The organism is Microbulbifer sp. YPW1, from assembly GCF_013367775.1.
Lineage (GTDB): Bacteria > Pseudomonadota > Gammaproteobacteria > Pseudomonadales > Cellvibrionaceae > Microbulbifer.
The window spans coordinates 2,206,615-2,227,692 of the sequence record NZ_CP055157.1; the positions used below are offsets into that span (position 1 = coordinate 2,206,615).

A 21,078-nucleotide genomic window follows, 5' to 3' on the forward strand; every position below is an offset into this window, starting at 1 on the left:
TTCACGGTGCCCAAAACGCCTATCAAAAAGTTGGGAAAATCAGTTCATCAATCAGGGGATATTGGCCTTCTCGAATTCGCCTACGAAGTACGGCGGACGATCCAGGAATTGTGCCCAACGGGTATCACCATCGAGGTAAGTCTTCTGGAAAGCCAGGGCCAGCTCGCCCACAAAACGGTTAGCTTCTTCCGGTCCGCCCCATGCAAAGTGTCCGACATTGGATGCCTCATAAAACAACTTGGGCACACCCCACGGAATACTGCGGTAAACCCCATCGCTTTGTCCAAGACCTCCGAGGTAAGTGAGATCCTCGGAGCCGTTGAAAAGAATGGTCGGGATACGGGTATTGCGACCACTGGAATCGGTGTCTATCGCAGTCAGGTTGTGGCCCGCAAACGACATCGCGGTTTTCAGGCCAGCGTATTCCGCGGAGGTAATCCAGGTCGCGCCGCCACCCATTGACCAGCCGGTAGCACCAAAGCGACTGGTATCCAGCTTACCGCGCAGTGGACTGCCATAGCGCGTGTTTTCACCTTTCATCGCATCCAGTACTTCCTGCTGCTGTTCGGCCCGGGAGTCCACGCTGTCGTAGATGGTGCGGCTGTCCATGGTTACCATGACGATACCGTGTGAGGCAAAGAACGGACCCCAGTCGCGATACCAGATTTGGGTTCCGGTGTAAGGCGGGGTGAATACCAGCAGTGAGTAGGGGGGCTGGGCGTTGCGCGGGTAGTACACGGTGGCGCCACCGGGTGTGGAGAAGTACGGCATGGTATAGCTGTCATAGCCATAGGGTCCGTTGCCGCTGTAATTTCCCGGCGTATCTTCATAGCGGCAGATGGCATCGGCAGGACAGCTCTGCGCCTGTACTGCAGCGCTGGTAAAAATGCCTCCCAGAATCAAACCCAGTGTGGGTAGCAGGGTTTTGGTCAGGTTTCTCTTCATCATTATCTTATTAGCCTCGTTATCGGTTAGATTTTATTGTCGGCCGAAAACTGCCTGGCCTCTTGCTCTTGGAAATTTTTATTGTGTGATTTCGAATGCCGCGAGCTGTTGGAAAGGTTAGGCTGAGAGCAAGTTTTGCAGAAAGTACATTAAGCACCAAAAATCCATTTCTATGTCTTCTGCTGTCATTGTGGCGTTTATTTCGTTTACTTGTTTTTATCCTGGTTACACTTTTTTCTTGCAGCCCGGTATTAAATGAGGGAATTTAAAAAGCCTTATAAAAGCTGTGTTTCCGGAATTATCCAAAAGGTCATGCCGTGAAAATTTTCATTACCTGTGCGGTTATTGCATTACTTGTTTCTGCTGTGATTACGAGGTTCTGGTTCAGCGCGGAGCTTCATGGTGAGACTGCAACGTCGCTGACGATTGAGGAACCCGCGGCCTCTCCAGCGCCGGATGTTGTAGGTCTGGATGAACCTGAGAACGGAATCGGCAACACAGAAGAGGACCATCTGAATTCCACTCAAGTGTTGTCGGAAAGTGAATCTCTTGCAGTGGAGGAAGTCGGGCGCGATGCGCTGAACACGGTGGAACTGTACGATACGCTCCTGATCCTGAACTTCGACAGCGAGGGCAATTTACTGTTCGACCGTAATACCCGCGCCGTGCTGCAGCAGCTCCACGGCCGGCTTGAAGAAGATGGCGATCGGCAGGGGTCTCGGGGGCAAAGTCGGCTGGAAAGCTTGCAGACGCTGCTGAGCGATGCCCTGCCAGAGGCTGTGGCCATGCAGCTGCTGGATCTGTTGCAGGATTATTCTGCCTATCACCAGGCGGTGGAGGATGTACAGCGCAACCGGGTGACGGATGCGTCGGCGGTATCAAACCCGCTGGAGCATTACGAGCAGATCAAAGCCCTGCGTCGCAGCTATCTCGGGGAAGAGCAGGCTAGTGGTATGTACGCAGAGGAGGAGGCCCAGCTGCCATATATGGTGGAGTCCATGGCCGTTGCGCGCGACCCGAATCTATCGGAGGAAGAGCGCGCGGAGAGGCTGGCGGCAATGCAGGCAGAGTTCAACGAAACCGCGAGCCGGATGGACTCACCATTGGCGCGCAAGGTGCTGGAGGCAAAGGTGGCTCGGATGCGCGCTGATGGTGCCAGCGACGCCGAGGTGTTTGCAGCGCGCAACGCGATACTCGGCAGTGCGGAGGCCGCGCGACTGGCGGACGAGGATCAAGGTCTAGGGAATCAGGGGCTAGGCGATCAGGGTATACAGGCGGGAAGCGAGGCCGGTCCCTGAGTGAGACCGGCCTCTATAAAATATCGCGATCAACCCGTGAGCATCAGGATGCTGTGTCCGCAGCCAGTGCCCGCTTGCGGAACTCCGTGGGAGACATACCCACAAGCCGGCTGAAAAAGCGATGGAATGCGGACTTGCTGTTAAAACCGGATTCCAGCAGCACATCCAGCACCGTCATGTCCGCCTTTTCCGGATCGGAGAGCAACGCCTTGGCGGCCTCCACCCGGTAGCTGTTCACGAACTCAAAGAAGTTGGTGCCGAAGTGCTTGTTGATTACCGCGGAGACCTCTTTTGCCGGCAAGTCGATGCGCTCGGAAAATTGTTCCAGGTTCAGGTTTTTCTTAAGGTAAATCTTGTCTTCTTCCATCGCATTGCGCACTTTGGCGATGGCAGGCTCGGAGGGCTCTTCCTCGCTGCTGGTCTCGCGGGTTTCCTCTTCCGGCTTGGTGACCAGCAGCTGGTGGGCGTAGGTCAGGCTATAGGCAAAGAACGCATTGATCAGGATAAACGCCAGGTAGTTGTCGGCGATGCCCATGTAGTCCGCCACCACATCACTGGAAAACTTGGCCACCACGTGCACCACCATGGTCCAGGTCCAGGCCACAAATACCCCCCAGGTGAGCGCCGACAGCCAGTGCAGTTCGGTCTCGGAGTAGTGCGAGTATTCATCCTTGAGGGCGTGGCGGTAGCGTCGGATTCTCAACAGTGCCGCAGCGGCGTAGACAAAGGGCACTAGCGAGGCGATATCCCAGATAAACTCGATGGCTGTGGACGGCAGGCCCTGCCCGGAATCGGCGATATGCCGCAGGTCATTGCTGGAAATATCGAAAATGGCGATACAAACCAGTGCCACCAGAGCGGGCAGCAGGTGCAGGCCGTGTTGCCGGGTGAGACTCAGTTTGCGCTGGGTCAGGGAGCAAACGTACAGGTAGATCGCCGGGCCCTTGAGCAGCAGTGAGGCAAATAGAAGGTAGGGCAGCAGTGTCTGCTCGAACCAGGGCGCCACCGAGAACTGGTCGTTCCACAGCAGCAGGGTGCAGCCAGAGGCCACGGCAATAATCAGCAGGAAGGCGGTCAGCAGACGCCCGTCGTGCCGAGCACGTGTGGGCAGGATCGACTGGAAGACGGCCAGCAGCAGGCACTCTGCCGCGGTCATCAACAGCACCACGTCGTGAATATTGAATATGTATTGTTTCATCGGGCCATCGCGGATAGATTTTTGCTTGTTATGGTTTTTATCGCTCTTATAGGGGGGAGTATAAGAGAATTCCCCCCGGGGGAGGAGCGTTGCCCACATCCACAGGCCTCTGCAGCCCATCCCGCTTGCGAAAAACCTGAAAGTGACACCGCCCAGTTTGCGGATTTTTCCAAAGTGGGGCGACGCTAATCCGGCGAAATCGCACACTGGCGACATCGGGTATTGCCTAGGCCGGTACTGGGGAGAGAATTTGGTTGCTTCTCCCCGGTATACCCCGCTGGCAAAGGTAGCCCGACATCATCTCTCTTCTCCTGCTAGTGGGTCTTTCTCGTCGACCTTATCGTGCTAGTTGGGCCGGCAGGTTTTCCCTGCCGGTATTTTTACCTTCCCAGTTCCTGCCCCGCATGTCCCGGGACGGCCTCGCCATGTGCTGAAATTGGCATCACAAGCCCTGGTTCCCTTATATGATGCTCTTGGCGTCTCATCCCCCCATATTTGTGACCCTGAAGGGGGAGAGGGACTGGAGTTTTCGTCGGCAAATCATTACCTTATACCGCCATTTTTTCAGGGCACCTGTCCACTGGGCCCGGGCGGTCGCAGCGGCGGCACCCGCGGTAGTAGAACGTGTAAGGAAAGCGTTATGACAAGAATCGTCGCGGACATCGGCGGCACCAACGCCCGTTTCGCCATCGCCCACCCGCATCAGGGCGGCTACCGACTGGAATCGATCCAGGTGGTGAACTGCGCCAAGTTCGGGGATTTCTATACCGCGCTCGGCCAGTGGCTCCAGGAACTGGACCAGCCACAGCCGACAGAGGCCTGTATTGCTGTGGCCGGGCCGGTGGAAAAGACCCCGCAGGGCGGTCGGGTGACCATGACCAACCTCGGGTGGGATATTCGCGCCGAAGAGCTGTGTGCCCGTTTCTCTCTCGAGCGCGCGCTGGTGGTCAATGACTTCGCCGCCCTGGCCCTGTCTCTCCCCCGGTTGCCGGAAGAGGACAAGTGGGCGCTGCGGGATGTGCCCGCACAGAACCAAGCGCCGATGGTCGTGCTGGGGCCGGGTACCGGTCTCGGGGTAGCAGCGCTGGTCCACGAAGGCGGTAGCTACCGGGTAGTGCCCGGGGAGGGGGGCCACGCCAACCTGTCTGCGGGCAGTGAGCGCGAGCTGGAGCTTCTGAGGATTCTCGCCCGCGAACAGATGCCGGTATACAACGAGTATGTGTTGAGTGGTGGCGGTCTGGTCAATCTGTACCGGGCAGTGTGCGCCCTGCACGGTCGTCCGGCGGAAGCGCTGACGCCGCCGGATGTCAGCAGCCGCGGCCTCGATGGCTCCGACCCCATGTGCCGCGAAACCCTGCTGGACTTCCTCAACTTTCTTGGCAGCGCTGCAGGCGATGCAGCCCTCTACTACGTGGCCCGCGGCGGTGTATTCCTCGGTGGCGGGGTGTTGCCGCGTATCGAATCGCTGCTCCCGGAGAGCGAATTCGAGCAGCGTTTCACCCACAAAGGCCGCCTGGGTGATTGGCTGCAGGGCGTGCGGGTAGAGGTGCTGAAAGCCGGCTACCCGGCCTTGATCGGCGCCGCCGCCTGGCTGGAGAGCTGATCCCACAACGTATTCGGCAATTTCCCACAAAGTCGTTCATCAAACCGCTGAACAAATTTTGTTCAGCGGTTATAATCCCGCCCCATGGTGAACAGGCGCCGGCTCCTCCTCTGTCGGCCGCACATTCTCCCCTCTCCTCCCCCCCTGGGGGTGGAGGATAAGGACTTCGGGTATGCCTAGGATGGCACTACTCACCATAACGATAAGTCCAAGGGAGAAGATGATGAGTCTGACCAACAAACGTTTTCGGCCGGCACTGCTGTCAGCAGCGATTGCCGCGTCTGTAACGTCCATCGGCGCTTTTGCCCAAGAGGAAGGCAGCAGTGCACTGGAAGAAATTACCGTTACCGGCTTTCGTAAGAGTCTGCAGGACTCTATCGATACCAAGCGCGATGCCAAAGGCGTAGTTGAGGCTATCTCTGCCGAAGACATCGGTAAGCTGCCGGATTCCTCTATCGCAGAATCTCTGTCCCGTCTGCCCGGCCTGGCCGCGCAGCGTCTAGACGGTCGTGCCAGTAAGGTTTCCATCCGTGGTTTTGGTGAAAACGAAAGTGCGACCACCTTCAATGGCCGTGAGCAGGTTTCCATCGGCGACAACCGCGGTGTTGAATTCGATCTCTACCCCTCTGAGATCATGAGCGGCGTGACCGTTTACAAAACCCCGCAGGCGAATATCGAAGCTGAAGGCATTGCCGGCGTTATCGATATGCAGACCGTCAAGCCGCTGTCTCGTGGTGAGCGCACCATCCAGGTGAACGCCCAGATGGAGCAGACCAGCTTTGGCAAGCTGAACCCGGACGGCGAAGACCAGGGCCAGCGTGCCACCTTCTCCTATATCGACCAGCTGGCCGACGATACCGTTGGTGTGGCATTTGCCTATAACACCATGAGCTCCCCGAGCCAGGAAGAGCGCTGGAACTCCTGGGGCTACCCGGAATTTGAAGTGGATGGTCAGAATTACTCCATCCTCGGTGGTGCCAAGCCGTTCGTCCGCTCCTCCGAACTGAAGCGCGACAGCGCCATGCTGGTAGTAGAGCTGCAGCCGAACGAAAAGCTGCACACCACTTTCGACGCGCTGTACGTGGACTTCTCTGACGAGAAAATCCTGCGTGGTATCGAGATCCCGTTCGCCTGGGGCCAGGGTAGCCTGTCTGCCGATCTTGCTGATGCAGATCCCGACACCGGCTTCCTGACCAGCGCCTCCACCGACGGTCAGCGCGTAGTAGTGCGCAACGACCTTGAAACCCGTGCTGCTGAAATGACTTCATTTGGTGTTAATACCAAATACGATTTCACCGACACCTTCCAGCTGGAGTTCGACGCCAGCCACTCTTCCGTAGAGCGTGAAATCTGGAGCTTCGAAAGCTATTCCGGCACTGGCCGCGGGGACGCCGAGGGCGTAGCGGACAACCTCGGATACACCTTCAAGCCCGGCAACACTGGTGCCCAGTTCTCCCACGAGCTGGATTACAGCGACTACGACCTGATCCAGCTCGGCGGACCGCTGACCTGGGGCTGGAGCGCGGCGCTGAACGACAAGTACAACCTGGCCGGCACTCCCTACGAGAATGCTGCGCAGGACGGCTTCCTGAATGCTCCGGAAATTGACGACGAGCTGACCCAGCTGAAGCTGGCCGCCACCCAGATTGTGGAAGCGGGTATCGTCAACGAAATCTCCTACGGTATTTCCTACCGTGACCGTGAAAAAGAGAAGCGCTCCCAGGGCTACTACATGACCCTGGCGAACTTTGACGGCACTGCTGAAAACAGCACCATGATCGTGCCGGAAGAGTACCGTCTTGGTAGCGTCTCCCTGGACTTCATCGGCATGGGCGACATGATTGCCTATGACGCCGCTGCAATGCTGCGCAATGGTTTCTACGAGCTGACCGACGAAGCACTGACCGGCATCCAGCACCTGACCAAGTCCTACACTGTTAGCGAAACCGTAACTGCCGCATTCGCTCAGGCGAACTTCGAAACCGAAGTTGCCGGACTGACGTTGACTGGTAACGCGGGTGCCCGTTACGTTTACACCGAACAGCAATCCCAGGGCTTCGGTGGCCAGGTGATTGATGGTCTCGTGGTTGCTGAAGCAACCGACCTTGGCCACGACTACGGCCACTTCCTGCCCAGCCTGAACATGGCGCTGGAGTTGGATGACCAGCAAACCCTGCGTTTCGGGGCGGCGAAAACCATCTCCCGTGCGCGCATGGACCAGATGAACGCCTCCGTGGAAATGTCTTATAACCAGACCCCCGATGCCAATGGCAACAACTGGAGCATCAGTGGTGGTAACCCGCTGCTGGAGCCGAAGGAAGCACTGGGTGTAGACCTCTCCTACGAAAACTACTTTAGCGAAGAAGGTTACTTCTCCGTGGCGCTGTTCTGGAAAGACCTGAAGCAGTGGCACTTCGATGGTAACTACGAAGTAGACCTAACAGGCGTTGCCGATCCTGCCACTGGTGAAGTGCCGGATAACTCATCCGCCACTGCATACGGCAAGATCAATGGCGGCGGCGGTACCCTGAATGGCTACGAGCTGGCGGTAACCCTGCCGTTCAACATGTTCCACGAAAGCCTGGACGGATTCGGTCTCCTTGCGAGCCACACTGGTGTTTCCTCTGATATCGAAGATCCGAACGGCAATGAGTTTGAACTGGCCGGCCTGTCCGACCGCATTCAGACTCTGACCACCTACTACGACAACCACGGCCTGTCCGCTCGCGTAAGCATGCGCAAGCGCTCCGACTTCAAGGGCGACGTCTACGGTCTTGGTTTCGATACCGTACAGGTAGACGTACTGGGTGAAACCATTGTCGATGCACAGATCGGCTATGACTTCTCCGAGTCTGGTATCAGTGGTCTCGAGGGCCTGTCGGTATTCCTGCAGGGCCAGAACCTGACCGATGAGCCTTTCACCACTCTGAGCGGCGACAACGCGCTGCAGGTTCGCGATTACCAGAGCTATGGTAAGACCTACCTGCTGGGCTTCAGCTACGAGCTGTAAGCACCACTGAGTTGTCATCAGGGCCCCTGTGATTCCGGTTGCAGGGGCCTTTTTTGTTTTCAGGAAGTAATTGCAGGGAAAGCGAGAAATTATTTGAGAGAAGCCCTCTGCGGGGAAGATTTGTGAACAATAAAAAAATAAAGAAGTTAGTCATTCTTGGTGGTGGCACGGCGGGTTGGATGGCAGCAGCCCTGATGGCTCGCAGTATGCGCGGGACGCTCGACATTACCCTGGTGGAGTCGGACCAGATTGGCACCGTGGGCGTTGGTGAAGCCACTATCCCGCCAATCCAGAATTTCAATCGCGCCCTGGGCATTGATGAGCTGGATTTTCTCAAGGCGACCCGGGGCACCATCAAGCTCGGAATCCAGTTTGAGAACTGGTCGCGGCCGGGCAGTAGTTACATGCATGCGTTCGGTAATATCGGCAAGAATTTTCCGTTCTGCGATTTCCACCACTACTGGCTGCGTGCCCGCGCGAGTGGCGATAAGTCCAGCCTGTGGGACTACTCACTCAATTATCAGGCTGCAAAAAGTAACCGCTTTGCACCGCTGGCCAATATCCCCAATACCAACCTTCCCGGCATCGCCTATGCCTATCATTTTGATGCTGGGCTGTACGCGCAATACCTGCGGAAGTTCAGTGAGCAGCGCGGTGTACAGCGCATCGAAGGTAAGGTCTGCGATGTGCGCCAAAACGGAAACACCGGGCATGTCGAAAGCCTGTTACTGGAAAACGGTCAGCCGGTAGAGGGAGACCTGTTTGTAGACTGCTCCGGGTTTGTGGGGCTGTTGATCGATAAGGTGGTGGGTAGTGAGTACGAGCACTGGGACAAGTGGCTCCCCTGTGACCGTGCGATGGCGGTCCCCAGCCAATCCGCCGAGCAACTGGTTCCCTATACGCGGTCAATTGCCCACAGCGCCGGCTGGCAGTGGCAGATTCCCCTGCAGCACCGCACCGGTAACGGTATGGTGTATTCGAGTGCGCACTGGAGTGACGAGCAGGCCCGCGACATGCTGTTTGCCAACCTGCCCGGTGAGGCGCTGGCGGAAGCCCGCATCATCCCGTTCAAAACCGGCCATCGCCGCGAGCAGTGGAAACACAATGTGGTCAGCCTGGGGCTGGCAAGCGGATTTCTGGAGCCGCTGGAGAGCACGTCGATCCACCTGGTGCAGTCTGCGGCCACCCGCCTGATCAAGTGCTTTCCCCATCATGGTATTCGCGAGGTGGAAGTGGCGGAGTTCAACCGCCAGTCGCGGGTGGAGATGGAGCGTATTCGCGACTTCATCATTCTCCACTACAAGGCGAACCAGCGTCGCGACAGTGATTTCTGGCGAGCTTGTGAGGACATGGCGGTGCCTGACAGCCTGAATGAAAAAATCGAGCTGTTCCGCGCTACGGGCAAGGTATTCCGTGATTACGAGGACCTGTTTACTGAGGTGGCCTGGCAACAGGTATTGATCGGACAGGGTGTGCTGCCTGAGGATCATCATGTCATCGCCGATGGGCTGAGTGACGCTCAGCTAAACGATCTGATACAGAGCCTGAAAACCCTGATTCAGGGCACCGTTGCCCAATTACCTGCGCACGAGGAGTTTTTTGCGGGGCGCGTACGATAAGAAAAGCGGAGCGTCATATTCCACGATAGGACGCTCCGAACGTTGCATCATACTTCCTTGTTGCATTGTCCCTCGAAAAGCCAGGTTATCGCCTGCGGGAATATGCGATTCCAGAACGCCTCGTTGTGCTCTCCGTCCGGGTCCAGCTGCGCGCGCCACTGATCAGGGCCCGCGTGTTGTTTAAGAATGCCAAACATCTGATTAAACCCCTCGGTCATGGATGCGCCTTCCTTGCCGCCCGTCGACAGGTAAATCCGAGTATTTTTTAATGCCGCGTTGGCTTCGGTTACCGCGAGTATTTGCGGGGCTATCCAGTAAGAGGGTGAAAATATCCCGGCGAGACCGAAGGTATGTGGATGCCGATTGATCGCATGGTTGGAAATGAGCCCTCCCATGGAGCTCCCCATTACGGCGGTATGTTCCCTATCTGACAGCGTGCGGTATTCGCGGTCGATCTTTGGTTTCAGTTCCGTCACCAGAAAATCCACATAGGCATCACCCTCGCCCTTGCCAAACCGCTCGCTGTCATAGGGGTTCAGTTCGGCCATACGCAGCTCGTCGCCGTGATCGACACCCACTACGATCACCTCCAGACCGCAGTTCTTTGCCAGATGATTGAGTATTTCATCCACGCCCCACTCACCGACGTAGGAGGTTGCATCATCGAACAGGTTCTGTCCGTCATGCATGTACAGCACGGGATAGCGTTTGCCGGAGTCTTCGTAACTCTCGGGTAGATAAACCCGGTAGGTACGCTTCCGTTGCAGGGGGGCCATGTCGATGGCGGGCATCACGTGAACATTCGGTTGTGCGGTGGAGGGTGATGCAATGACGGGCTGGGTGGCGAGTAGTAATGCTACGGCCAGGGTGAGCTTCTTGTGCATTGTTATTTCTCTCGGAGCTGGGGGCAGGGTGCCAGTATCCAGCGTCCGGAGGACGGGTGCTTCAGCCCGGGTTGGGGAGGAGAGGGGGAACCGGTGGCCCCGCGTAAGCGGGGCCACCGGTAACGGAGGGAATCAGTGCGAAGTCGTGGTAAACGCGTTACACACCATCACATCGGTATCCACCGAACCGATCACCCGCTCGGCAGTATTGCCGCGCAGCAGTGAGCCGGTTTCCCCGTACTGGTTCAGGGTGCCCATCACCACCACGTCTGCATCGATTTCCTTGGCAATCTCGGCCACTACCTCGTTGGTGTAGCCTTGCTTCACGTGGATGCGGTCGGTGGGGACGCCGGTTTTGTCTGCCAGCTTGGCCAGGGCGCCGCGGTCCGGGTAGCGCATGGAGTCGAGGAAGGCGTTAACCAGGTGCAGCTCGGCGCCGTATACGTTCGCAATGTAGTTGGCGCGCTCAGTGATCTGGCGGTTCAGCTGGCGCTGCTGGTTGGTCTGGGCCTGGTAGTTGACGGTTGCCAGTACCACTTTGCGGCGATCCTTGGCGCCGGGGCGAATCAGTACCACCGGGCATTTGGCCTGCTTCAGCACCTGCCACTTGGACTCGGCAAAGGTAAAGCGGCGGCTGCTGGTTCTGGCGTGTACCGGCAGGTAGATCATTTCCGCGTTGCAGCGCTTGGCTTCCTGGATGATGGCTCCCTGCCAGTCGCTGGACCAGCACACGGAGATCTCGAATTCGACGCCGGCCTCTTCGATCGGGGTGCGGATCTGGTCGCGGAACCAGAACTCGTCGCGGAACAGGTGGTCGTTGACGGCCCGGGTATCCACCGCTTCCCCATCCACGGCAACGAATACGGCAAGCTTGGGCTGGGGGTTGCGCTCGCGGGCGGTGGTCAGTGCGCGTTCGAGGGCTACATGGCGGTCATCATTGGGGTCGACGACAACGAATACGACGGGTTTATCCTGCATGGTCACTCCTTTTTAATTGGGAAACGGTTCCCTGAATTCTCTCTGGTATCACCGCGCGACAGGTTGATCTGGCGCAGTTCCCGCCTCTGTAATTGGTGCCAAAAATGGCTTTGGGGCGGCCCTAAGACTAGGAGGTCAAGCCTATCACCGGCCGCTGCCTTTTTCATCTACGCCCCGGGGCGGGATGATGAAAATGTGGCTGTGGTGCGTACAGTAGGTTGCAGTGATTACCGTTCGATAACGGCGGAGAGAAGATAATGAGAAAAACATCCGGCCTGAGTGCCTTTATCGCAGCTGCCAGCTTGGCCCTGGCCGCCTGTAGCGATGGATCCGCTACGGATCCGGCAGCGCCAGTCACCGCAACTGAGTCCCCGGTCCAGGCCGAGGCTGACGAGAAGGTCGCGGCACCGACCGGGGCAGACCCATTCTGGAACAATGCCACCGTTTATTTCATGCTCCCCGACCGCTTTGCCAACGGTGACCCGGACAACGACCTCGCCTACGGGCGCGAGGCCGATACGGGCCATCTGCGCGGTTTTCACGGCGGCGACCTGCAAGGCGTTATCAACAAGCTGAATGAGGGTTACTTCGACGCGCTGGGTGTTGACGCCCTGTGGATGTCCCCGGTCTACGAGCAGATTCACGGTGCCACGGATGAGGGCACCGGGCGCACTTACGCCTATCACGGCTACTGGCCCAGAGATTGGACCACCGTTGACCACAACTTTGGCAATGAGGCGCTACTGGCGGAACTGATTGATACGGCGCACAGCCGCGGCATCCGCGTACTGCTGGATGTGGTTGCGAACCATACTGGTCCGGTGACCGGCAAGGATCCGCTGTGGCCAGCGGAGTGGAACCGCGACGATTCTGTGTGCGACTGGTCTGGCTTTGCCGGTACCGTCAGCTGCATGCTGGTTGATAACCTGCCGGACATCCGCACCGAAAGCGAAGCGCCGGTTGATCTGCCGCCGCAGCTGGTGAGCAAGTGGGCGGAGGAGGGACGCCTGCAACAGGAGCAGGCCGAGCTGGACGCATTCTTTGAGCGCACCGGTTACCCGCGCGCGCCCAAATATTACATGGTGAAATGGCTGACCGACTGGGTGCGTGAGTACGGTGTTGACGGCTTTCGCGTGGATACGGTCAAGCATGTGGAGCCGGAAGTCTGGGCAGTGCTCAAGAAGGAGGCAAGCCTTGCCCTCGCAGATTGGAAACAACGCAACCCGGATAGAAAGCTCGACAATCGCGACTTCTATATGGTCGGAGAGGTCTATGGCTATGGGATTACCAGCGGACGTGATTTCGATTTCGGCGACCGCCAGGTGGACTTCTTTGACTACGGCTTCGACAGCCTGATCAATTTCGATATCGCTGCGCGCGCCGATCGCGAAGATATGGAGTCGATCTTTTCCCGCTACTCACAAATGTTGAACGGCGGGGCAATGGAGGGTGTGGGTGTGCTCAATTACCTGACCTCTCACGACGATATGAATTCCTTCGACCGCGAGCGCCAGCGTCCCCGCGAAGCGGCATTCAAGTTGATGCTGGCGCCCGGCGCAGCACAGATCTACTACGGCGATGAGCTGGCCCGGCCGCTGACGGCGCCCGGTGCACAGGGCGATGCCCAGCTGCGTAGCCCTATGAACTGGGGGGATCTGGAAAAAAACGAAACCCGCGAGATACTCGCTCTCTGGCAGAAACTGGGTCAGTTTCGACAGTCTCATCTGGCGGTCGGCGCCGGTGTGCACAAGCGTCTCAGTGAAGCGCCCTATGTATTCAGCCGCACCCTGGAAGACGATCGGGTAATGGTGGCACTGGATATGCCAAAAGGGGAGAAGTCCCTGTCTGCTGCCGGCGTCTTCGCCGAGGGCACCCTGGTGAAAGATTATTACTCTGGTATTGAAGCCCGGGTAGAAAATGGCACTCTGAAATTTGATACAGAGTTCGATACTCTGCTTTTGGGTAGCCCCGCCACCCAGGCATTGAGCGCCCGGTAACTGACCGGGCCGCTAATTTTATCATCACTCCGCAGCGGTAAGTTCCAGAGCGTTTGCTACCGGGTCTTGCCTCGTGCAGTGGGATGACTTGAAATTGACGGCTGTATTGACGTCTTTGTTTGTCGGGCCAATTTTGGCCGCGTGTGACCCCATCTCTTTCTCGTCGAAAGATTTACCGGTATCCGCTGACGCGTGATACCGGTTTTTTTTGCCTGTCATTTTTGTGCTGCATTTCACCTTTTACGAAATCCCTTTGGCGTGTTTGCACACTCCTCCCCCGGGGAGGATGAGGCAATCCTTTGCAATCAGAGTAATTTGAATATGCGCCTGACTCGGCGCTGCGCTTATGCGGTTCCTGCGCACAACACAGCTGCGATGTATTCAGTTGAAGAATAAAAAAAGACTGAATGTTGAACTGACATAACAGTCGTCCGGATAAAAATAACGACCGGAGCATAGCGATGATATCTGCCCCCCAAGTGGTCGGAGACAAGGTCTCCGCTACCTACGTATGCCTGCGCGCTTTTCTGCTGCTGTTACTCTGCCTGCCAGTTACGGCAATCGCGCAAAACTGGTCGGAAGCCTGGTTTCGCGGTACCCCAAATGATTGGGGTACAACGGCGATGACCTACGATGCGCAGGCCGGTGTCTGGGTCACTGAACAGACGTTCGACGACGCCAACCCGCGCTTCAAGATCAGCCACTTCCAGGATTGGAATGAAGCCTACCCGGCGAATGACTTCCTGATGCAAAACGGGCGCTACCGGATTGTTTTCGACGATGTCAGCAAAGACATTTCGGTGACGGAAATTGTCGATCCTCCGGCCGAGTCGAGTAACCAGATCTGTTTCGACAATACGCAGAATTATGCCGATCCACATATCTATTTCTGGGGCCCGCAGCCGGCTGCCGGCTTTAACGATCTACCCGGGTGGCCCGGGCGGCCAATGACCCAGAGCGGCGGCTTTCACTGCTACGACTTTACCGGGCATCTTGATGGGGCCATGCCGGATGCGCTGAATGTCATTTTCAATGATAACGGTGCAGCCCAGACCCCCGACCTGTATTTCAGCGGCGACCCCTGCTATCTCGATGGCCAGTGGCAACCTGCTCAGGGTTGCGGGCTCGACGCAAACCCGGATCAGCCTCCCAGCGAGCGCCCGCTGTTGGCCCAGCCTCTGAAATTTCCGGTCTCCGGTAATGTGTCCGGTGGCAATTACCGGTTTGAGATCGCCTACCCCCACCTGCAGGGCCTGTTTATGTCGCCGGTAATGGTGGTGCCGGATGGGCTGAATGACCTGCTGTATGTAGTGGACAAAACCGGTTCTATTTTTACTTTCCCGAATCGGGAAAATGTTGCTCCGGGCGAGGTGCAGACCCTGCTCGACATCAATACCGAAGTCCGGAACTATCATGAGCAGGGCCTGCTCAGCATGGCCTTTGACCCGGGCTTTGCCAGCAATGGCTTTATCTATATTTATTACATTCACGGTACCGATGACAACGAACGCGCACCGGACGGCAGTTACGGTGATGCCATCCTCGAGCGCTGGACCGTGGATGACCCGAACAATCCGGTACAGGTAATTGCCGGCTCCAGAGCGGAGCTGCTGCGCATTCCCCAGCGCGGCCCGGACCACAAGGGCGGCATGATGCAGTTTCACCCGGAAGACAATTACCTGTACCTGAGTATCGGTGACGGTGCCTACGGGCACAGCGCGACCATGCCGTATCCGGAAGATCCGCGCACCAATAATGGCGCGCAGGAACCCGATAACCTGCTGGGGACTTTTATCCGTATCCAGCCACTGGCGCAGCCGGTTGATGGAAAATATTACGCGATCCCCGTAGATAACCCCTTTGTGGGCGTGCCCGGTTTCCGCGAGGAAATCTGGTCCTACGGCCACCGCAACCCCTGGCGCTGGAGCTTCGATAGCGAAGCGCCCTATACCCTGTGGGAAACCGAAGTCGGTCAGGCCGGGTTTGAAGAGGTCAACCTGATCGAAAAGGGAAAAAATTACGGCTGGCCGGTGTGTGAAGGCACCACCAATCGCGGGGATCTGGGGGGAGACCCGGCGAAGAACTGCAGCACGGATTTTGAACCCCCGCGCGATGGTTACGCGCATCCGACTGGTTTCTCGATTATTGGCGGCGTGGTCTATCGGGGCGGTTCGCTTCCGGGACTTACCGGCAACTTCATCTTTGGCGATTACGTCACCAAGCGTATCTGGTCGATTGTGGATGGCGAAGCCAAAACCCTGATCAGTGATACCTTCCCGGAAAACATCGCCTCTTTCGGCACCGATCTCAGTGGAGAAACCCTGCTGGTCTCCACCTACGGCGTGGAGTACGGTGGCCAATCCACAATTTACAAGGTGGTGGATGACGACGCGGAAACCGCGGTAATTCCTGCAAAATTATCTGAAACCGGTCTGTTTGCCGATCTTGAAAACCTGGTGCCGGCCTCGGGCGTGTTGGAATACAGCCTGAATACCAAAGGCTGGTTTGATGGCGCCAGTGTGCGTCACTTCATTTCTCTACCCAACGACAGCCAGATCAATTTTACCGATATTGATAACTGGGATTTGCCAGTGGGGACGGTGCTGGTGAAACACCAGAGCATCGCCACAACGGAAAACCCCCAGCAACCGTTTACCACGTCCGTGCTGTTCCGCCAGGATACCGGCAAGTGGCAAGCGGCGAATTATTACTGGAACAGCGCCGGTACCGACGCTGACCTGGTTAATGAAACACTCACAGTGATGGATGGCGGCATTGAAAGCCGTCAGCGGGCCGTGCAGTCAGCTGCCGACTGCGGATCCTGCCATATAGGAAGTGGCAGTCGCGAGCCCCTGGCGGTACATACGCGACAGCTCAACCGGACTTTCCAGTACGGGGAGTCTCTGGAAAGTGTTGCCAACCAGTTGGACGTATTCAATACGATCGGCCTGTTTAGCGAAGATATTAGCAGTGCGCAAAATCACGCACAGTTTGTCGCGGCGGATGATACTTCCGCTGATTTGAACGAGCGCGCACGCACCTACCTGGATACCAATTGTTCTCACTGTCATGCCAGTGGTTTTATGGACCTGCGCTATGACACACCGCTGGCAGATACGCGCCTGCTCGAAGTGGAGGCCACCGGCAGCACCGCCCGCTTGCGGCCATTCGATCACGCCAGCAGTCTGATTTATATCTATCAGACCACCGATAACAACCGCATGCCCAAGGGGACCCGTTACACCAACCCGGTGGCAGAGGCCCTGTTCAGAAACTGGATTGATGCGACGGCGGCACAGCAAACCGGAATCGCTCTGCTGGCGGGCAGCGATCGCCTTAACAGCGGTGATCTTCTTACTGTCACCGTGCAGGCGGAGTTTGATAACGGCTTCACCGCGGCGGTCGCCGGTACCCCGAGTGTGGCTTCCAGCAATAGTGCGGTGATATCCATCGAGTCCGTTGAAAGCGGTGCGTTTACCCTGCGTGCGGGCGACACCGGCAGCGCCACGGTAACGGTACAGCAAAACGGGTTTAGCAAGTCGCTGACAATTTCGGTGACCACGGTAGATACCGGGATAACAGATATCGCTATTGCGCCGCAGGGATTGCCCCTGGATAGCACCCGTCAGTTAGCGGCCTACGGTGTGCGTGCCGATGGTACGCGCCAGAATCTGTTCGGACGGGTTACCTGGTCCGTGGAGAGCGGTCCGGCCACTGTCGACCAGAGTGGCCTGGTGACGCGCACCGGCGGCGGTGATGTCACTGTGCGCGCGGAAGCCGGCGAGTTTTCTGCAACGGTCGCGCTCACCGAGGCGAGCAGCGGAATATCGGTGCGCTATGACAACCCGGACGATTGGGCTCAGGTATTTGTCCACCTGTGGGTGACCGTCGATGGTCAGGATCAGGCGATTACCCAGTGGCCCGGGCTGCTGATGTCGGGGCCGGATGCCGAAGGTTGGTGGAGTCATACGATTGCGGAGGAAGACCTTCACAACGGTCAGATCAACCTTGTATTCAACAACGGTAACGGCCAGCAGACCGGCGACCAGCGCAATATTGCCGAATCCTCGAGTCTGTCAGGCGGCACGTGGGAACCCTGGGAGTTGCCGGGGCCGGTGGGCGGCGATACTTCGCGCCTGTCGGTGATCGGCGGTACCACCGCCGATGGTGGCCGTGACTACGCGATTGGCAGCATTATTACCGTCACTGCCGATACCCCGCCACTGGGCACCGAGTTCGCCAGCTGGAGCGGCGACGCAGCGCCCTATATCGTCGGCGACCCGTCGCAACCGCAGGTGCAATTGCTGATTCCCCAGCACGACCTGTCCCTGGTTGCCCTGTTCCCCAGTAGTAACAATACCTACGAAGCCGGGCAGAATTTTTACGCAGCGCACTGTGCCAGTTGCCACGGCGACCAGGGGCAGGGCGGTGTGGCGCAGGCGCTTGCAGGGTCCGGTAGCAACTGGCAATTGGCACAGCTCACACAATATATCGAAGACTTTATGCCGATGGATGCGGCGGCCAGCTGCGTCGGCGATCAGCCCGGGGCCTGTGCCTATGAAACGGCGCGCCTGATCGTGGATGAAGCCTGGGATAACGGCTCCTGTGGTGACAGCAGTTGCGACGGCAGCAGCCTGGACCAGCGCAATCTGCGCCTGCTGACACGGGACGAGTATCTCAACAGCGTGCGGGATATTTTTGCCATCGACTTCGATGCCTCGCTGATGGGCCCGGTCCCGGCGGATGGTCGATTCCGCAATTTCGATACGGCCTCTTTCCTCACCGCGGGCAACGATCGCACCCTCGGTTACGAGCTGGTGGCAGAGCAGGTTGCGGACCTCGCCATTGGCCAGACGGGTTTCCTGAATCTCGCCAGTGGCTGTGGCGATGTAAATTGCGTGGTGGACACACTTGGCTTCCGCCTGTTCCGTCGGCCGCTGACCACGACCGAGATTGCCAATTACACACCGCTCTATAGCAGTGAAGATGACGGCCGGTTACTGCTGCAGGCCATGCTGATGTCTCCGCATTTCATGTATCGCTCCGAGCTGGGGCAGCTGGATGCGGAAACCGGGCTTTATCGTCTGGACAACTACGAAGTGGCTACCCTGCTGTCCTACACCTTCTGGGGAACCACACCGGACGATACGCTGCTGCTGGCGGCCACCGAAGAAAACTTCGATGTGGCTGCGCAGGTGGATCGACTGCTGGCGGACCCCAGGTCTGAACGGGGCCTGCGCCGGTTTATCAGCGGATGGCTGATCAACAACCAGTATCCGTTCCCCGCCATCAGCAGTCCCGAGTTGATCGCTGCCTTCAAGGAAGAAACCGTCGGTTTCGTGCTGGAAAATATTCGCAACGATGCAGCCTACAGCACGCTCCTCAGCGGCAATGCCACCTGGGCAGACGAAGTGCTGGCGGCACATTACGGCCTCGATAACAGTGCGGGCAGCGGCTGGATGATGCGCAATTTTCCCGTGGGGGATCCGCGCACCGGTACCGGCCTGCTCGGGCACGGCAGCTTCCTCGCGTCACGCACCAGTACCGTCAACCCGGCGCCGATCAAGCGCGGTGTCTACGTGCGCGAAGTGCTCATGTGCCAGGAGTTTCCGCCCCCCGCGGCAGCCGACTTCAACGTGGTATTTGAAGAGAGCGACAGCAACCGGGAGGCGACCGCACGTCACACCTCCGATCCTGCCTGCGCCGCCTGTCACCAGTTTATCGATGGAGTCGGCTTTGGCTTCGAAGGTTTTGGCAGCGATGCGCTCTACCGGACCATCGAAACCATCGGCACCGGTGAAGAGCAGGCGATTGATGACAGCGGCAGTATCAAGAGCCTGTACACCCCGGCCACGGTACTTGACCCCACCAGCCCCAGTTACGACTTCTACTCGGTGGCGGAACTGGCCAGCCTGATTGCCGGCAGTGATCAGGGGGAGGCCTGCTTCGCCCGCCAGTTCTACCGCTACGTGGTAGGGCGAGAGGAGAGTGCCAGTGATGACCTGATCATTCACACGGTGAGTGAAGACCTGCGCAATGGCGGCGGCATGCAGGCCATGCTGCGCAGCCTGGTGTTGTCCGACGCATTCACCCTGCGTCGCTGAAACAGGAGAATAAAAATGAAACTGTTCAATCAATTCCGTCTCCCCACCGTCAAGGAATCCACCAGCCAGTCGCGCAGGAAATTTCTCCAGCGTATGGCGCAGGCGGGCGTGCTGTTGCCACTGGCCAGCAGCATGTTGGGGCAAAAAGTACTGGCACAGGGCGGCAGTGCTCAGCGGGTACTCTTTCTCTATTACCCCAACGGCGTGGTGCCCTACAACTGGCTGCCGCAACAGGGCGCGGGTGCCATCAGCGGCAGCCAGGAGCTGAGCTTCGGCCTCGGGCCACTCGCGCCCTGGCACAACCGCATGATCGTTCTGCAGAACCTGACCCTGGACATCGGTGCCGGGGCCGGGGCCCACTACAACGATATGCGCGGCATCCTCACCGGCAACAACCAGATCAGCCGCGAGAGCGCCAGTATCGATCATCTGATTGCAGAACAGCTGGGCAGTGAGGGTGTGCTGAGTCTCGGTGTGCGTACCGGCAGCCGCTCGGACATCATGATTTCCAAACCGCGCGGCTACGACAGTGAAACGCGGCCGATTCCCAACAACGACCCCGCGGATGCGGCGCAGAAGCTGGCGGTGGGTATTCAGGGCGGGGGTAGTGACAGTAACGGGGAAAAGCAGGCGTATTACGAAGCCGTACTGAACGACTTCGACAGCCTTGCCAACGCCACCCTGGATGCCGCGCGCAGGGACAAGCTGACCCTGCACGAAAATGCCCTCAAGCGCCTGCGGGACCTCGCCAGCAATCAGGTGGGCCAGTGCACCTTCAATACCAATGTGATGAGCGATCCCTATTACGCATCCAGCAGTCAGCTCACACCCACCGAATGGCAGATGTTCCCGCACCTGGCGCGGGCCCAGGTGGACAATATTGTCGGCGCCTTTTCCTGTGGCCTGCACCGGGTCGCCACCCTGCAACTTTCCAAGGGCGACGAGAACGGCAACCTGGTGAATTACTCCTACGACGAGTGCTGGCAGATGGCCCAGGACGCGATCAACCAGGGTATCCAGAGCACCAGCGAAAGTGGCCCGCTGGGTGCTACCACCCGCTGGTACAACGAGTTTGCCAGCCACAGTGCTTCGCATCGCCCGGGCGATGTGCCGCACACCGCCCAGGTGCGCTGGTATCACTCGTTGCTCGCCTACACCCTGCAGCAACTCGAGAATAAAGGCCTGCTGGATGACACCCTGGTGGTGATGTTCAGTGAGGTCGGGGATGGCTCCAAGCACGGTGGTGCCGCCGGCGCTGTCACCCTCGCCGGTGGCGCCGGCGGCGCGCTGCAGATGGGGCGGATCATCAACTGTGGGGATGGCATCAACAATGGCCAGCGTATTTTTGGTACCCATCAACTGTTCGGTGATGTTGCCCGCTATCTGGGGGTGAACAGCCTGCCGGAAAGCCACTGGAGTGGCGGGGTGGTTTGACCCGGCGA

The 21,078-nt window shown here is 58.2% G+C and carries 11 protein-coding genes; 7 read left to right on the forward strand and 4 right to left on the reverse strand.

Annotated elements, in window-relative coordinates; genetic code table 11:
• Nucleotides 1–51: 51 nt before the first annotated feature.
• Nucleotides 52–948 carry a dienelactone hydrolase family protein gene (locus tag HUW35_RS09135; RefSeq protein ID WP_181255264.1) on the reverse strand — a complete coding sequence of 299 codons (897 nt, stop codon included), beginning with the start codon at nt 946–948 and terminating at the stop codon, nt 52–54.
• 314 nt (nt 949–1,262) lie between these two features.
• Here HUW35_RS09135 and HUW35_RS09140 point away from each other — a divergent pair, with 314 nt between their 5' ends.
• Nucleotides 1,263–2,243 (forward strand): lipase secretion chaperone, encoded by a 981-nt coding sequence (locus tag HUW35_RS09140; RefSeq protein WP_181255265.1) that lies wholly within the window; start codon nt 1,263–1,265, stop codon nt 2,241–2,243.
• Between the two features lie 43 nt (nt 2,244–2,286).
• On the opposite strand, the gene HUW35_RS09145 is transcribed toward HUW35_RS09140, so the two are convergent.
• Nucleotides 2,287–3,441, reverse strand: a complete 1,155-nt coding sequence (locus HUW35_RS09145; protein WP_181255267.1) for an AraC family transcriptional regulator — start codon at nt 3,439–3,441, stop codon at nt 2,287–2,289.
• Nucleotides 3,442–4,081: 640 nt separating this feature from the next.
• Here HUW35_RS09145 and glk point away from each other — a divergent pair.
• From glk to HUW35_RS09160, 3 genes are all read left to right on the forward strand, one after another.
• The gene (glk, locus tag HUW35_RS09150) at nt 4,082–5,044 is read left to right on the forward strand and encodes a glucokinase (RefSeq protein ID WP_181255269.1); all 963 of its coding nucleotides are present in this window, start codon (nt 4,082–4,084) and stop codon (nt 5,042–5,044) included.
• Between the two features lie 223 nt (nt 5,045–5,267).
• Entirely contained in the window at nt 5,268–8,054 is a 2,787-nt protein-coding gene (locus HUW35_RS09155) for a TonB-dependent receptor (protein ID WP_181255271.1), read from the forward strand.
• Between the two features lie 122 nt (nt 8,055–8,176).
• Nucleotides 8,177–9,673, forward strand: a complete 1,497-nt coding sequence (locus HUW35_RS09160) for a tryptophan halogenase family protein (protein ID WP_181255272.1) — start codon at nt 8,177–8,179, stop codon at nt 9,671–9,673.
• Between the two features lie 47 nt (nt 9,674–9,720).
• Here HUW35_RS09160 and HUW35_RS09165 read toward each other — a convergent pair whose 3' ends face one another.
• Together HUW35_RS09165 and HUW35_RS09170 are read right to left on the reverse strand one after the other, a co-directional pair.
• Complete coding sequence (locus tag HUW35_RS09165; RefSeq protein ID WP_181255274.1) at nt 9,721–10,557, reverse strand: alpha/beta hydrolase; 837 nt, start codon at nt 10,555–10,557, stop codon at nt 9,721–9,723.
• Nucleotides 10,558–10,689: 132 nt separating this feature from the next.
• Nucleotides 10,690–11,535 (reverse strand): universal stress protein, encoded by an 846-nt coding sequence (locus HUW35_RS09170; RefSeq protein ID WP_181255276.1) that lies wholly within the window; start codon nt 11,533–11,535, stop codon nt 10,690–10,692.
• Nucleotides 11,536–11,792: 257 nt separating this feature from the next.
• Here HUW35_RS09170 and HUW35_RS09175 point away from each other — a divergent pair, with 257 nt between their 5' ends.
• The 3 genes from HUW35_RS09175 to HUW35_RS09185 all read left to right on the forward strand — a co-directional run bounded on the left by HUW35_RS09175 (nt 11,793) and on the right by HUW35_RS09185 (nt 21,070).
• Nucleotides 11,793–13,532, forward strand: coding sequence for an alpha-amylase family glycosyl hydrolase (locus HUW35_RS09175; RefSeq protein ID WP_181255278.1), 1,740 nt, complete (start codon nt 11,793–11,795; stop codon nt 13,530–13,532).
• 461 nt (nt 13,533–13,993) lie between these two features.
• Complete coding sequence (locus tag HUW35_RS09180; RefSeq protein WP_181255279.1) at nt 13,994–19,636, forward strand: PQQ-dependent sugar dehydrogenase; 5,643 nt, start codon at nt 13,994–13,996, stop codon at nt 19,634–19,636.
• 15 nt (nt 19,637–19,651) lie between these two features.
• Nucleotides 19,652–21,070, forward strand: coding sequence for a DUF1552 domain-containing protein (locus HUW35_RS09185; RefSeq protein WP_181255281.1), 1,419 nt, complete (start codon nt 19,652–19,654; stop codon nt 21,068–21,070).
• Nucleotides 21,071–21,078 lie beyond the last annotated feature (8 nt).

Bases quoted from the DNA above. Each gene is read 5' to 3' on its own strand.
- HUW35_RS09135 (WP_181255264.1), bottom strand. From the start codon at position 948: ATGATGAAGAGAAACCTGACCAAAACCCTGCTACCCACACTGGGTTTG.
- HUW35_RS09155 (WP_181255271.1), top strand. From the start codon at position 5,268: ATGAGTCTGACCAACAAACGTTTTCGGCCGGCACTGCTGTCAGCAGCG.
- glk (WP_181255269.1), top strand. From the start codon at position 4,082: ATGACAAGAATCGTCGCGGACATCGGCGGCACCAACGCCCGTTTCGCC.
- HUW35_RS09145 (WP_181255267.1), bottom strand. From the start codon at position 3,441: ATGAAACAATACATATTCAATATTCACGACGTGGTGCTGTTGATGACC.
- HUW35_RS09185 (WP_181255281.1), top strand. From the start codon at position 19,652: ATGAAACTGTTCAATCAATTCCGTCTCCCCACCGTCAAGGAATCCACC.
- HUW35_RS09165 (WP_181255274.1), bottom strand. From the start codon at position 10,557: ATGCACAAGAAGCTCACCCTGGCCGTAGCATTACTACTCGCCACCCAG.
- HUW35_RS09175 (WP_181255278.1), top strand. From the start codon at position 11,793: ATGAGAAAAACATCCGGCCTGAGTGCCTTTATCGCAGCTGCCAGCTTG.
- HUW35_RS09180 (WP_181255279.1), top strand. From the start codon at position 13,994: ATGATATCTGCCCCCCAAGTGGTCGGAGACAAGGTCTCCGCTACCTAC.
- HUW35_RS09170 (WP_181255276.1), bottom strand. From the start codon at position 11,535: ATGCAGGATAAACCCGTCGTATTCGTTGTCGTCGACCCCAATGATGAC.